The following is a 14,365-nucleotide window of genomic DNA, read 5'->3' on the forward strand; positions in this document are numbered from 1 at the left end:
GCGTCTACAGCTTCAATGAGTTCGCCGCTCCGCCATGACGCCCACCGCCCAGCCTGACGACACCACACTCGCGCGCCAGGAACTGGTCGCGTGGTTCGTGCGCCGCGGCAACCCGCGGTGGACCAGCGACGACGAAGCCGAGTTCCAGCTCTGGCTGGCCCAGCCCGGGCACCAGCCGATGTACACGCGGTGGGAAGCCGACTGGCGCTTGATCGACGACATGCCGCGGGCCTCGGCACAACGGCTGCGCGCCCTGGTCGACGACGACCGGCGCCGCGCGCAGGCCCCAGCGCTGCCGCAACGTCGGCGCTGGATCACGCAGGGCCTGGCGCTCGCCGGCGTGGCCGCCGTGGCTGTCACCTCTGGCTGGCTCGGGTGGCAGCACCTGCAGGCCCAACCGGTGTACGAGAACGCCTTTCACACGACCAAGGGTGAGATGGCGACCCTGACCCTGCCCGATGGCTCCACGCTGCGCCTGGACACCGCCACCACGCTGAACGCCACCTTCTATAGGCGGCGGCGCGAGGTGAGGCTCGCCGAAGGCCAAGCCGTGTTCAACGTGGCGAAAGATGCGCAGCGCCCCTTCCATGTCACGGCAGGCGATGTGCGCATCACCGTCGTCGGCACCCGGTTCGCGGTGCGGCTGACGCCTGGCGTGCCCGGCCGCGAAGGCGTGGAGGTGGCGGTCGAAGAAGGCCGGGTGAAGGTCTCGCACCAGCCGTCGGGCGTTGGCTGGCCGCAGGTCTTCGAGCTGAGCGCCATGCAAGCCCTGGCGTTCGACGCTGCCGCGCAGCAGGCGCAGCACCGCACGGTGAGCGCCGACGGCATCGCGCCGTGGCGCAGCCTGCCCCTGAGCTTCAGCGACGTGCCGCTCGCCCAGGCCGTGGCCGAAATGGAGCGCTATGGCGCGCTCGGCATCACATCCGTCGACCCGGCCGTTGCCCAATTGCGCCTGAGCGGCACCTTCGACCCGCGCAACGCTCCCGCCACGCGCCGGCTGTTGACGCGAGCCTTGCCCATCCGCCTCGCGCCCGACGGGAGCGGCGTAGCCTTGCACCCCGCGGATTGAGGGCTTCGAACAGAAAGTTTGCCCGGGGCATCCGGTAACTCGGAAGCCACCGCGTCTACACGAACAAGAATCATTCCCATCTTGTTCGGAGTTTCCATGAACCGCCTCGTTCTGCGGCCGGCACCGCTGGTTCTCGCGCTGTCCCTCGCCCTCCCTCTCGTCTTCTCGCTGCCCAGCGCGTGGGCACAAAGTGAAGCCCCCATCGCCATCAGCATCCCCGCGCAGCCACTTGGCGAGGCGCTCAACGCCTGGGCGCGCCAGACGCGCACGCAGCTCGCGGTGCAGCAGGCGCTCGTGACCGGCAAGACGGCCCCCGCCGTCTCGGGCCAGTTCACGCCACGCCAGGCACTCGACCAGTTGCTGAGCGGGAGCGGCCTGGTGGCCGACATCCAAGGCAACGAAGTGACGATCCGCCCCGCGCCCAGCGGCGCTGACGCCACGCTCGCACCCGTCCGGGTGACGGCAACCACCGAGCGCGACCCGACCACCGAGGGCAGCGGCTCCTTCACCACGCGATCCATGTCCAGCGCCACGCACCTGCCGCTCTCCATGCGAGAGACGCCGCAGTCGGTGACCGTGCTCACCAGCGACCGCATCGAGGCCGACAACATCGTCGACCTGGTCGACATCGCCAAGGCCACACCGGGCTTGTGGATCGTGGGCGTGCGGCCGGAGCTGATGTCGCGCGGCTACGTGGTCGAAAGCGTGAGCCAGGACGGCTTGTCCACTCTGTACGACGCCTACACCGGCGACGCGCTCGGCGCCCTGGCCATGCAAGACCGCGTGGAGGTGGTGCGCGGCGCCACCGGTTTAATGCAGGGCGCAGGCAACCCCTCGGCCGCCATCAACATGATCCGCAAGCGGCCCACGAGCACCCCACAGTTCAAGGGCTCCGCCAGCGCCGGCAGCTGGGACCACTACATGGTGACGGCCGACGTGAGCGGCACCGTGTCGGAAGACGGCCGCATGCGCGCCCGCCTCGTCGGCTTTGCACAGGATGCCGGCGATTACTACGACCTGGCCGTCGACGACAAACGCCTGATCTACGGCACGGTCGACTTCGACCTGACCGAGCGCACCACGCTCAACATTGGCTACTCGCACCTGTACTCGAACAAGCGCATGGCCTGGGGCAGCATGCCCACGAGCTACGAGTTCACCCACCTCGACCTCCCGCGTTCAACCTACGCCGGCGCCGACTGGGAGTACAACATGGCCAACGTCGACACCTTCTACGCGAGCCTGGAGCACGACTTCGGCGGCGGCTGGAACCTGAGCCTCAATGGCATCTACGAAGACCGCCGCTACGGCATGCGTTCGACCTGGCTGATCCCCACGCCCGATGTCGGCGGCTGGGGGCATGCGTGGTGGGCGGGCGACGTGGCCCGCGTGCAGAAGGCGGTCGACCTCAAGGTGACCGGCCCCGTCTCGTGGTTCGGCCGCAAGCACGATCTCGCGCTCGGCGCCACGCTCAACCGCCAGGACTCGCACCTCAACGAATGGTGGCAGGGCTGGGACGCGCCGCTGAGCAGCGGCATCGACCTGCGCAACTGGAACCACGTCCTGCCTCAGCCCGACACCAGCAGCACCAGCCCCTGGCTCACCGAAGACCAGGGCAGCTACCGGCAAGACAGCCTGTACACCGTCGGCAAGTTCAACGTCGCGGATTCGCTGGACGCGATCCTGGGCCTGCGCCTCGACTGGTACGACCGCGAGGCCATCGCCGACCCCGAGCCCTTCACCGTCGATGCGAACCTCACGAAGTACCTCGCGCTGACATGGAAGTTCGCCCAGCAGCACTCGGCCTACGCGAGCTATACCGACGTGTTCCAGCCGCAGAACCTGTACGACATGAGCGGCAGCTACCTCCCGCCCAAGACCGGCAAGAACTACGAGATCGGCATGAAGGGCGAGTACCTGCAGGGCGCGCTGAACGCAAGCATTGCGCTCTTCCGCATCGAAGAGAACAACCGGCCCATCTACGTCGAGGACCAAACCGGCTGCCCCAAGCCTGCCTGCTTCGCGCCCGCCGGCCTGGTGCGCACCGAGGGGGTCGACGTCGAGCTGCAGGGTGCGCTCACGCCCAGCTGGCAGATCGGCGCTGGCATCACCTACTCCGAATCACGCTACCGCGAAGACCCCGATCCAGCCATGGTGGGGCAGCGGGTGAGCACCCTCGACCCGATGACGCTGTTCAAGCTGAGCACCCAGTACACCTTGCCTGGGGCCTGGGAGAAGTTGACGCTCGGCGCGCGGGTCGAGTGGCAAAGCAAGATCTACTACGACGGCGACAACCAGGCGGGCGAGATCGTTCGCAATCAGCAGGACGCACGCGGCGTCGTCGACCTCACGGCCAGCTACCGCATGACGAAGAACCTCAGCGTCAAGCTCGACGTCAACAACGTTTTCGACGAGGTCTACTACTCGAACATCGGCACCAGCTGGTACTGGAACAGCGCGGCCGAAGCCTATGGCCGGCCGCGCAACTTCCTGGTGACGCTGAACGCGAGCTACTGAGCGGGCTGCGGCTCATCCAGCCAATCGAGCATCGCCGCGTTGAACTCCGCGGCGCGGGTCACCATCATCCAGTGGCCCGCATCGATGCCGACGATGCGGCAATCGGGCCGCGCCTCCAGCGCGGCAATCCACTGCGGCGAGTGGAACATCATGGTCTTGCGCGTGCCCCAGATGAAGAGCGTGGGCCACGCCGGCCGGGCCGGGAGGGTGTGGCGCAAGCCGCCGAGTGCTCCGAACCAGCGCATCGCGTACGGGTAGTTCATCGAGGCGCACACGGTCGCCGCGTCACCCGGCACGCGCTGCAGCGCGGCCATCTCGCGTGTCATGCGATCGCCCCACGTTCCGCCCACATGCCAGGCCAGCGCGAGCTTCAACTGGTAGTGAGCGACGCGCCAGCGCTGCTGCAAGGTCTGCGACTCCTTGACCTGCGGCGAACCGCTGTCGCCCACGTCAACCGCCACCACGCGCGAGACCCGCGACGCATGGCGCAGCGCGTACTGCAGGCCGAACACGCAGCCCCAGTCGTGCAGCATCAGCACCACCGGGCGATCTGGCGAGACGGCGTCGACCACACGCGCGAAGAACGCCACCATCGCGTCGAGCGGCAGGCCGCGGCGCTCGGGCTGCGTGATGTCAAAGCCGGGCACGGTGAAGCGCACGCAGCGGCGCGTTGGCGCCAGCGCGGCCACCTGCGCGTCCCACAGGCGCCATGTGTCGGGCCAGCCGTGGATCATCACCACGGTCTCGTCGCCCTGGCCTTCAATGTGAACGTCGACGCCATCGACCTGGAGAGTGCTTCGTTCTATCGCCATCGGTGCCGATTCGCTTGAGCCAAAGAAAGGGGCCGCCTCGCGGCGGCCCCGGCGTTCTCAGGAGTGAGCCGACTTCAGTCGTTCGTCCCGATCAATTCTCCGAACAGCAGCCACTGCGTCCCGTTGAACTTGGCCAACTGGCCTTGCTCCATCAGGAAGTAGTCGGTCGGCGACGTGTTGACCGACATGCCCGGCAGCAGCAGCGGCATCTTGAAGTTCTTCAAGTTGGCGGCCTGCTTCATCAGGTTCTCGCGGGTGAGGTCGTTTCCGCATTGCTTGAGCACCTGGTGCAGGGTCTGCGCGGTGAGATAGGCGTACATGTTGCTGGCGTCCTTGGGGTCGCCATCACGGTAGTAGCGGCCCATGAAGGCGCGCCACTCGAGCATCGCCGGGTCATCCTTCCACTGCGGGTCGTTCGGGTCCTTGTAGTACTGCAGCGTGATGAGGTCCTTGGACTTGTCCAAGCCGGCCGGCGTGAGCACCGACCCGACCGACGCGCCCACGTTGTTCACGATGTGCAGCGGCTTCCAGCCCGAATCGAACGCCTTGCGGATCGCCTGCGCCGAGAACTTGGGCGTGGCGATGTTGATGAAGGTGTCGGCGCCCGACGCTTGCAGCGTGAGCACCTGTGAATCGACGGTCGGGTCGGACACCTCGTAAGTGGCCTCCTTCACGATCATCGACGCGGCCTTGGCGCCCAGGCCGTCCTTCACGCCCTTGAGAACGTCTTTGCCGTAGTCGTCGTTCTGGTAAAGGATCGCGATCTTGGCGTTGGGCTTGTTCTTCATCAGCCACTTCGCGTAGATCATGCCTTCGGACTGGTAGGCGATGTTCCAGCCAATGGTCCAGGGGTAGTTCTTCGGGTCGGCCCACTTGGTGGCGCCCGTGGACAAGAAGAGGTGTGGCACCTTCTTCGCGTTCATGTACTTGTGGATCGCGCTGTTGGGCGCAGTGCCCAGCGTATTGAAGGTGGCAAGCACCTCCTCTTGCTCGACGAGCTTTCTGATCTGCTCCACCGTCTTGGGCGGGCTGTAGCCGTCGTCGAGGCTGATCAGGTTCACCTTGCGGCCGTTGATGCCGCCCTGCTCATTGACCATCTTGAAGTAGGCCTGATGCAACTTGCCGATCGTGCCGTACGCCGATGCGGGGCCGCTGTAGGGCATGGTCTGCCCGATCTTGATCTCGGTGTCCGATGCACCCGGGCCGTATTTGCCAGCCGCCATCGCGCCCACACTGAAAGCCAGTGACGCAGACGCTGCCACCCATTGCACTAGGTTCAAGGTTCTCGATGTCATGTCGCTTCCTTTCGAACTATCAACCAGAGACACGGAAAGCGCCTGGTGCGCCAAGCATCAACGCACCAGACCGCGATGAGGGACTACTGAGTTACCCGCCCTCGTAGAAACCGAGCCCGCACGAGCCTGAAGAAGCCCGCCACACCTGTGGGCATCACGTACATGAAGACGATGAGGAACACGCCGTAGATGGCCCACGGCGCCGACTTGCTGATCTGATCCGCCACGTTCGGGATGAACTGAATGAACAAGGCGCCATAGATCGCACCCGAGATCGAAGCCAACCCGCCGATCACCACGCCGATGAAGAGCGTGAACGACAAAAAGATGCCAAAGGAATCGGGCGCCACGAACTGCACCGCGATCGCACCCAGTGCACCGGCGATCCCGGTGTACATGGCCGACATGCCAAAGGTGAGCGACTTGTACAACGAGGCATTGACCCCCATCGCACGCGCGGCAATCGGTTGATCACGCAGGGCCACCATCGCGCGGCCGATCCGCCCTCGCAACAGGTTCCAGCCGATGAAGAAGAGCAGCACCGTCCACACCAGAATGAAGTAGTACAGCCAGCGGTCCTGCGACAGGCCGGTCCACTCCGGCGCATCGGGCTTGATGATCACCAGACCTTGAGAACCCCCCGTCCAGTGCTCGAGTGCCTTGTGCTTCAGGATCTGAGGCATGGCGATGCCGAGCGCGAGCGTGGCGATGGCAAGGTACAGGCCTTCGAGCCGCAGCGCAGGCAGGCCGAACAAGAACCCCGCAAGCAGACACACCAGGCCCGCGATGGGAATCGTGGCCCAGTACGGCATGCCAGCCTTGTCCATCAGGATCGCAGCGACGTAGGCCCCGATGGCATAGAAAGCCCCGTGCCCGAGCGAGATCTGCCCGTTGAAGCCCATCAGCATGTTGAGCCCGAGGATCGCGATGGCGTAGCACAGCGCCAGTGCGAGCTGGAACACGCGGTAGTTGGGGATGAAGAGCGGCACCACGACCGCTACCGCCAGCAAGGCCGCCAGGCCGATCAGTTGGTTGCGGCTCAACGCGGGCTTGTGGCCGGCGGGGTTGGGGCTGGTGTTGCTCATGTCGTTCACCTTGTCAGACCCGCGACACATGGACCTTGCCGAACAGGCCCGAAGGCTTGATCACCAGCACGGCCACGATCAACACCAACGCGACGGTGTGCTTGAGCTCGGTGCCCAGGTACACGCCCACCACGTTTTCGAGCACGCCGACGATGAAGCCGCCGATCACAGCGCCCCAGGGGTTCTCGATGCCACCGAGCAGCGCACCCGCAAACGCATAGAGCAACACGCCGCCCATCATGTTGGGCTCGAGGAACACCACGGGTGCCACCATCATCCCGGCAATCGCACCGATGGCCGCGGCCAGCCCCCAGCCGAGCGCGAGCATCCAACCGACGCGAACGCCGACGAGCCGCGCCGAGACCGGGTTCTGAGCCGCTGAGCGCATGGCCAGGCCGAGCGGCGTGAAGCGAAAGAAGGCGAACAACAGCGCGAGCAACACCAGCGTGATGCCCATCGAGCCGATCTCGTGCGACGACATGAACCGGTTGCCGAAGAACGGCTGCTCGGGGAACGGGCTCTCGAACGGCTTGATCGTGTGGCCGAAGATCCAGCCGGCAATGCTGTTGAAGATCACCAGCAGGCCGATGAAGACGGTCACGACCGAAAGCACTGGCGCGTTCTCCACCGGGCGGATGATGATGCGCTCGATTGCCACGCCCGCCACAAACGCAATCACCGTGGTGAGCACGAAGGCCACCCAGTACGGGAACCCGGCCTGGAGCAGCGCCCACGCCAGGTAGGTAGCGAACATCGCCATCTCGCCCTGCGCGAAATTGATCTCATGCGTGGCCTGGTAGATCATCACCAGCGCGAGCGCCATGCTGGCGTAGATGCCGCCCGTGGCCAGGCCGGAGAGCACCTGATGGATCAGAAGGTCCATGCCTTGTCCTGCCTTTAGTAGCCGAGGTAAGAGCGGCGGATCGATTCGTCATTGCGGATCGATTCGGAACTGCCGGAGATCACCACCCTGCCGGTCTCGAGCAGGTATGCGTGGTCGGCCAGCTTGAGCGCGAGCGAGGCGTTCTGCTCCACCAGCAGCATGCTGATGCGGTCGGCCTGATTGATCGACTTGAAGATCTCGAACAGCTCTTGCACCACCAACGGCGCTAGGCCGAACGAAGGCTCGTCGAGCAACAGCAGGCGCGGGCGCAGCATCAAGGCGCGCGACACGGCCAGCATCTGCTGCTCGCCCCCAGAGAGCGTGCCCGCCTGCTGCTTGCGGCGCTCCTTCAAACGCGGGAAGTAGCTGAACATGCGCTCGAAGTCGCGGGCGACTTCGGTCTTGTCCTTTCGCGTGTAGGCGCCGATGCGCAGGTTCTCTTCGACCGAGAAGTTGAGGAAGGTGCCTCGCCCATCGGGCACATGTGCCACGCCGAGCCGCACGATGTTCTCGGTGGCCTTGCCATCGATGCGAACGCCGCCGAAGGTCACCTCGCCCTGCGTCTTCACCATGCCGCACACCGCACGCAGCGTGGTGGTCTTGCCTGCGCCGTTGGCGCCAAGGATGGTGGTGATACCGCCGGCCTTCACGTCGAAGTCGAGACCATGCAACACCTTGGTGGGGCCGTAGGCGGCCTGCAAGTCGCGCACCTGGAGAAGCACTTCGGCGCCACTCATGCTTCAGTCCCCAAATAGGCCTTGATCACCTCTGCATTGCTCTGTACCTCGGCCGGTGTGCCGTCAGCGATCTTCCGACCGAAGTTGAGCGCCACGACTTGATCGGAGATGCGCATCACCAGATTCATGTGGTGCTCCACCAGCAGGATGGTCAGCTTCAACTGGTCGCGAATGTGGCGCAGCAGATCCATCAATGCCGCCACCTCCTCATGGTTGAGACCGCCGGCCGGCTCGTCGAGCAGCAGCAACTTGGGCTGCGTGATCAGGGCACGCGCCAGTTCCACACGTTTTTGCGTACCGAACGGAAGATCGGCCACTGGCGTCTCGGCTGCAGGACCGAGATCGAGCAATTCGATCACCTGCTGAACGCGCTCGCCCAGCGCCTGCTCCTCGCGCCGCACCTGCGGCAGCCGGAACGCGTTGGCGAGATAGCCGGTGCTCGTGCGGCTGTGCCCGCCCAGCAGGATGTTCTGTCGCACGCTCATGGTGCGAAACAGCGCGAGGTTCTGGAACGTGCGGCCGATGCCCAACGCGGCGATGCCGTGCGGCGGTGTGTCGGTCAGCGGGCGCCCTTCGAAATCGATGCGCCCCTCGCTGAACTCATAGAGGCGCGACAGGCAGTTGAACAGCGTCGTCTTGCCCGCGCCGTTGGGGCCGATGAGCCCCACGATCTTGCCGCCATGAACAGCAAACGAGATCTTGTCCAGGGCCGTGATACCGCCGAAACGAACCGTCACGTCGGTGACGGCAAGAAGCGGCGTTGAAGTGCTCGCGTCGATTCGATTTCTCCCTGCTGTGGCTCACGCGTTCTGCGGGAACCTGCACTGCGGAATTCACTTCGGCTGACAAGCACTCCCGGCTCTCGGTCAGCGAGCGGAATGTAGAGAACTGGTACACGTTTGATAGCGGGGTCAAACCCTAGCCATGCCACGAGTGAGGGGCGTATGTTCTGCAGGTCGAGCGAGTCTGGCCGCTGCAGCGACGACGCAGATGGCTCCCGCAGACGGACACGCGATACGCGACCTGGGCGAACACTGCGACAAGCACCCTGCGTCGCAGCCGCTCCAACTCGTAGGTTTGCGTTCGCAGACAGGCTATTGGCGCCGACTCGGCACGCATGGCGGCAGGCCCGCTCTGTTTTCGCACAGTCACGCGAAGCGTCAGTTCACTGCGGCCGAGCCAGTCGACGACCCCGAACGACAGGCGACACTCACTTCCGGACCCATCAGGGGTGGACAGGCGATCAAGGTGCGCTCACACAGTCCGGTCAGTTCAGCGACGTGAGTGCCGGACGGTCCTGTGCTGGCAAGGCCTGGTCAGCAGCAAGCGTCAAATGCCGTGCCGCCCAATCTACTTTGCGGAGTCGAGTGTTCGTAGGTAGCGCGGGCGCTCTTCGACGAGGAAGCACTCTGCGACTGCAACCGCCTTTTGCCGATCTCTTCGAATTGCGGTCGCGCAGTCAAACACAAATCCTGGAGCTCCGCCCTGAGCCGCATACTGAATTCGCTCCGACGCGACAACCCATTGCCGATGTTTGAACGACTTGGAGGGGCTGCGCCGTGCGACCTGGTCGACCTCCGGTGGCGTTGTCAAACCGGCTTGCACTGACGGGCCCTGCCGATCTTCACGAATACCCGCCACCGACGTGACCGACTTCGAATCAGTTCCAATGGCGAAAACAACGGATCGTTTGTCAAACTCAGAAGCGTAAGGGGATAACGGTTCTGCGCCAGTGAGATGAACGACCAACACTCCCTGTTCGACGGTGCAACTCGTTGTCCGAAGTCCTGATCCGCTGGCGGTTGGGTTTCCACAAGCCGTGGGCGTACCGTCAGAACGCGCATCGCCATAACTGCAGGCAAGGATGCCCGCGACTATCAAGCAATTGAACCGAATCATGCAGCTTTCTTCAGATTGTGGCGAACGCGGTCTGCCGCGACACTTGTGAAGGCCGAGACGCACAACTGGTTGGGTGGCTCTCGGCAGGCAACTGCGGTTGACTCGGTCCAGCGGACAGGGTGATTTGGGGTCGACGGCCGTAGTGCGCACCGCCTTGCCACCTCAGCCCGTGAGTCAAAACTGCCGCAGACCTCGGGGCAGAAACGACTACCTGACGGATGATCCCGCGGCGGACAGAGGAATCTGACTCCTTTTCAATGCACGCGTGTTGGCTTCGGAGACAAACCCATCGATAGATTCGTAAAGCCGCGAAGAAGGCGATTCCCATAGCCATATGGGCAGGCCAGCGACGATGCCAGGGGGAGCGACAGCGAGGAACCGGCTGCACGCAGGCACCCCAGCCGAGGCGATGCCCTCCTCACAAGAACGAATCTTCGCCGGATTCGAAACGAAGCCCTGGTGGCTGCTGCCCCCTCGTTGAAAACCATGCACTCCGCCATCAGAGCGTCAGACAGGAAGTGAAATCGCCTTTGCGGCTTCTCGCCGCCTCAATCGCCCAGGTTATGAACCTCGAACCCGTGCAATTCGTCGTGATCATCCACGTAGGCCTCCTAAAGCGAGTTCCCATCGTCGCTTCGATGTGGCTCGGCGAAGATCTTGAGCATTCCGCGTGATCCGTCCTTGCCGACGAGCACCATTGCCTCAGGTCGCATCGCTGACTCAGAGTCGCGAAGCAGTTCAGAGACGCTGCCCGCGAGCTTGACAACACCGTTGTCTGGCACGGCAACGGGTTGGCTCAACGGATCAGGCTGAGGAAGCATTCCGCCTTGCTGATCCTAGAGAACGTAGACCGGACCCATGAAGTCCCCCGGTAACAGGTATACGAAAAGAGGACATGGTCAGCTCCTTGTAGATACAAGGGCCAACCCATGCGCACAAAATTAAGAGGTCGCTGACCATTGAAAGGTGAAGCGGCTCATCGATTGAACGCCACTCGTTTGCCGATGTGCGAGAGGGCATCCAGAGCGAACGTGACGGACAGTGATTCCAGATAGTTCAAGACGCCTGGAGCATCTCAGTAACGACAGCACTTCACGACGTAATTCGCGACCGCCGTGGCAATCCGGCGCTCATTTGTCCCACTGGCACCCTTTTGAAAGAGACGACTCGATCCCGGTATCCGCAAGAAAGGCAAATTTCTTGCCGCTTGCAGCATTGACGTATGTCATGGAATTAATGACAGCTCCTTGCCAATCCATTTCGTAGACACCCGTCACGGCCCCATTGGATATCTCCACCCACGATGCAGTGGTCTCATTTGGTCGATCTCGGCCGCTTGCTTCAGACTTAAAATCCTTTTGAACTATAGGTATATAAGAGTTGGCCTTTGCGTACTTAACTGATCCAGCGCTCCATTTGGTGTCAGTGTCAAAATACAAGCGCATCTCGAAACGAATCGGCTTCTTGCCCGCAGAAGTGAAGCAAAACAGTTCAGTGGTGACGTCGGCAAATGCGCTGACCGAAACCAGCGATAACAGAATGGCAGCAAGTGTCTTCACGATCATTTCCCTTCGACTCAAGGCCTTTGCTTTTGCAAGGACGCATTGATTACATGCTGTACAGGAAGGAACTGCTTCTTCTGACGTGGGGGTGTACCGCTCATTACCGGGTTCCCTTGGGCGTCAAAGACAGGCTCTTTTTGACTGTTGCGTCTCCAAGTGAATGTAATAGGAACTGTATTGCCAGCAGGCACGTCATCCAGGAACACGGTACTCAGATAAGCGACAGATTGGAGACGAACATCTAGTCCATTTAAGTTCTCAATCGCAACATAGCCATTCACATCCTTGCTTGCCACAATGGCGTCTGCCTGCGAAATTCCATTATCCAAGTGGCTCAGCATGTTTTGGCGCTTGACCACATAGAAGCAAGCACTATCGGCGCAGTTATCTGAATTGTGATTCCCGCTATTGTCTCTTGCGATTAAATCGTCAGGGCTCCACCCCAGCGCGGGGAAGGTGTTGGACGGATTGCTAATCTGGAAGCCTCTGAACTGACCGTAGGATTGATAGTTGTCAAGGTGTGTGAGCTGAATGAGCCCTCGCCCATAGTAGGGGCTGTAGGACTGCGTTTCGCCCTGAATCTCTTTGACAAGACCTAGGTTGCCCGTTTCCGGTATTACATGCGCAAAGAAATGAATGAGCCGATATTTAGATGAAGAAACGCCATATTTTCTGGTTGCCCTGTTGAAGGCGGCGCACCACCTTTGCGCCCGGCTCAGGGCTACCGCCCATGTCGTTGAAGAGGCATGAAACTGCGTTTGACGCAGATGCAGAACCGACCTTGGGAAGCTCTGAGCCATCTCATTCGCGCTCAACCAGCCGCAGAGGCGGAAGTGCTCGATGAATTTCTTGGCGTTGAAACACCATTGCGCTGAGAACAGTTCGGGCATCGGGAAGCAAAGCGCCTGCACATGCGCCTTCAACGCCGTGTAGTCGTCCTCCGTCAATGGCTCAGGGTTCTCATCGCTCTGAGTCTTGAGCCAACTCCAGCGCCGGTCGATCGTCGATGCGTCCCACTCGCTGGGGAATTTGCACACCGTGCGGGAGAGCTTTACTTGCACAGCCGGGCTGTTGAGCTGCGCGGTCGCATGCTGCTTGCTCGGCTGCAAACAGCTCACGCCGTTGTCATAGATCATTTGGCGCAGCTTGGCCGAGTCACAGCGGCTGTCACCATTGGTGTCGTCGTCAATCAGTGCCCAGCCACTCCAGTGCGGGAAGTCGGCATCGCTGAACTTGTGCACGTTGGGCGCATTCAGGTTCACCCAGCCCTGCCCCCCCGGATAGCTCACTTCACGCCAATGCGGCACGTCGGTCGGAGCCAGGGCGTCAGGCCCGACGACACGGCCGAAACGCAGCAGCTCATACACCGCACTGGGAATCGGCCGAGCCGCAGCAGGGTAGGCCTCGCTGATTTTCTTAGCGCTCGTGTAGAGCTTGTATTCGGCCTCGGTTTCGCGCTGCGGCACACCCTCAACCTCTCCTGTCATTCGATAGGTTGTCAGTAGCGCGTCGCCCCGCTGCCCAGCAGCGCCCTCACCGCCGGCGTAGCGCAGTCCGATCACGAACTCGCTGGACGTCGTGTGCACCGCCTGAAGGGCCACTGGCGCAGGCGGCGGGTTGGCTGGTTGCCCGCGTCTGGCCGGTGTAGCAGCGGGTTGCATCATTGCTTGGGTGAATTGAGGCAATGGCTTTGCCCCGTAGATCCGTGTGCCCGCTGGCAGGTGGAAATACATCTCGCCAAACAAGACATCTGTGCGCCCGTCAGCTGCAACGCTGAGATCTCCGGTGGCACGCCCGACGAGGCGCCGCAGATTGGCGTCATCGCAGCAGATCTCGAAGTGCATGACGTTGGGCTCACCATAGATGTGCCCTGCCTGACCGATCTCATCCTTGCGGTAAATGGGTCGACCCGCCATCACCGTCGGCTGGATGCTATGAAGATGCATGTACAGCGAATAAAAGCGCACCTGCGTCGCCTGGCCGCCGGCATTCGCGCCGATCTCGGTGTCGTGGCGGATCACCACCACTGCGTCGCTCGTGTAGCCGTCGCCGTAGTTGAGCGGATCCTCAGGGGAATCAGCACTGGTGCGTTGCCGGACGAACACGACAGTGCCATCCGCAATGGCGCGCACTGGCAGAGCGACCCCGTTGCCTCCCATCGGAGCGGTGAGATGCATGCCACCGTGCCACTCCAACATGTAGCTGGCCGGGAATGCGCCATGGCCAGGCTGCCCGCCCGACATGGCAGTGTTGAGCCACTGTTCTTCTGTTTGGGTGCCGCGCGGCGGCAGAAACGGGGGGCTGATAAGCATGCAAAATCCTGATTCGTTCTTGTCTTGTTAGCGCGATGTGGGCCGCTGCTTTCTCAGTTTGAGCTTGCCCTTGGGCATCAGCGGCACCGCATAACTCTCACTCCCACCCCCCACGAAGCTCTTGGTAGCCGCCCTGACCGTGATCTTCCCCGGGCACTGCACCGTGATGCCCGAGCCCTGGATGACGATCTGCG

Annotated in this window: 10 protein-coding genes; 2 read left to right on the top strand and 8 right to left on the bottom strand. The window is 62.7% G+C overall.

What is annotated here, in order from left to right; genetic code table 11:
* The first annotated feature begins 34 nt into the window (after positions 1–34).
* Positions 35–1,069: a FecR family protein gene (locus AC1KAR_RS19385; protein WP_480320735.1), complete on the top strand. Its 1,035-nt coding sequence runs from the start codon at positions 35–37 to the stop codon at positions 1,067–1,069.
* A 96-nt stretch (positions 1,070–1,165) separates the two neighbouring features.
* Entirely contained in the window at positions 1,166–3,586 is a 2,421-nt protein-coding gene (locus AC1KAR_RS19390) for a TonB-dependent siderophore receptor (RefSeq protein ID WP_480320738.1), read from the top strand.
* Here AC1KAR_RS19390 and AC1KAR_RS19395 read toward each other — a convergent pair.
* The 8 genes from AC1KAR_RS19395 to AC1KAR_RS19430 form a co-directional block, all read right to left on the bottom strand.
* Positions 3,580–4,398, bottom strand: coding sequence for an alpha/beta fold hydrolase (locus tag AC1KAR_RS19395; RefSeq protein ID WP_480320740.1), 819 nt, complete (start codon positions 4,396–4,398; stop codon positions 3,580–3,582). The genes AC1KAR_RS19390 and AC1KAR_RS19395 overlap by 7 nt on opposite strands.
* 74 nt (positions 4,399–4,472) lie before the next feature.
* The gene (locus AC1KAR_RS19400) at positions 4,473–5,693 is read right to left on the bottom strand and encodes an ABC transporter substrate-binding protein (RefSeq protein ID WP_480320742.1); all 1,221 of its coding nucleotides are present in this window, start codon (positions 5,691–5,693) and stop codon (positions 4,473–4,475) included.
* 83 nt (positions 5,694–5,776) lie between these two features.
* On the bottom strand, positions 5,777–6,778 hold the full coding sequence (locus AC1KAR_RS19405) for a branched-chain amino acid ABC transporter permease (protein ID WP_480320744.1): 1,002 nt from the start codon (positions 6,776–6,778) through the stop codon (positions 5,777–5,779).
* Positions 6,779–6,791: 13 nt separating this feature from the next.
* A complete protein-coding gene (locus tag AC1KAR_RS19410) occupies positions 6,792–7,661 on the bottom strand; it encodes a branched-chain amino acid ABC transporter permease (protein WP_480320747.1) in 870 nt (289 codons plus the stop codon).
* 14 nt (positions 7,662–7,675) lie between these two features.
* Positions 7,676–8,398, bottom strand: coding sequence for an ABC transporter ATP-binding protein (locus AC1KAR_RS19415; protein ID WP_480320749.1), 723 nt, complete (start codon positions 8,396–8,398; stop codon positions 7,676–7,678).
* On the bottom strand, positions 8,395–9,135 hold the full coding sequence (locus AC1KAR_RS19420) for an ABC transporter ATP-binding protein (RefSeq protein ID WP_480320751.1): 741 nt from the start codon (positions 9,133–9,135) through the stop codon (positions 8,395–8,397). Before AC1KAR_RS19420 ends, AC1KAR_RS19415 begins: the two co-directional genes overlap by 4 nt.
* Positions 9,136–11,427: 2,292 nt before the next feature.
* Entirely contained in the window at positions 11,428–11,856 is a 429-nt protein-coding gene (locus AC1KAR_RS19425) for a hypothetical protein (RefSeq protein ID WP_480320753.1), read from the bottom strand.
* A gap of 17 nt (positions 11,857–11,873) precedes the next feature.
* Complete coding sequence (locus AC1KAR_RS19430; RefSeq protein ID WP_480320755.1) at positions 11,874–14,171, bottom strand: M23 family metallopeptidase; 2,298 nt, start codon at positions 14,169–14,171, stop codon at positions 11,874–11,876.
* Positions 14,172–14,365: the final 194 nt, after the last annotated feature.

Source organism: Piscinibacter sp. PDB1-1 (assembly GCF_056675995.1).

Bases quoted from the DNA above. Each gene is read 5' to 3' on its own strand.
- AC1KAR_RS19385 (WP_480320735.1), top strand. From the start codon at position 35: ATGACGCCCACCGCCCAGCCTGACGACACCACACTCGCGCGCCAGGAA.
- AC1KAR_RS19390 (WP_480320738.1), top strand. From the start codon at position 1,166: ATGAACCGCCTCGTTCTGCGGCCGGCACCGCTGGTTCTCGCGCTGTCC.
- AC1KAR_RS19395 (WP_480320740.1), bottom strand. From the start codon at position 4,398: ATGGCGATAGAACGAAGCACTCTCCAGGTCGATGGCGTCGACGTTCAC.
- AC1KAR_RS19400 (WP_480320742.1), bottom strand. From the start codon at position 5,693: ATGACATCGAGAACCTTGAACCTAGTGCAATGGGTGGCAGCGTCTGCG.
- AC1KAR_RS19405 (WP_480320744.1), bottom strand. From the start codon at position 6,778: ATGAGCAACACCAGCCCCAACCCCGCCGGCCACAAGCCCGCGTTGAGC.
- AC1KAR_RS19410 (WP_480320747.1), bottom strand. From the start codon at position 7,661: ATGGACCTTCTGATCCATCAGGTGCTCTCCGGCCTGGCCACGGGCGGC.
- AC1KAR_RS19415 (WP_480320749.1), bottom strand. From the start codon at position 8,398: ATGAGTGGCGCCGAAGTGCTTCTCCAGGTGCGCGACTTGCAGGCCGCC.
- AC1KAR_RS19430 (WP_480320755.1), bottom strand. From the start codon at position 14,171: ATGCTTATCAGCCCCCCGTTTCTGCCGCCGCGCGGCACCCAAACAGAA.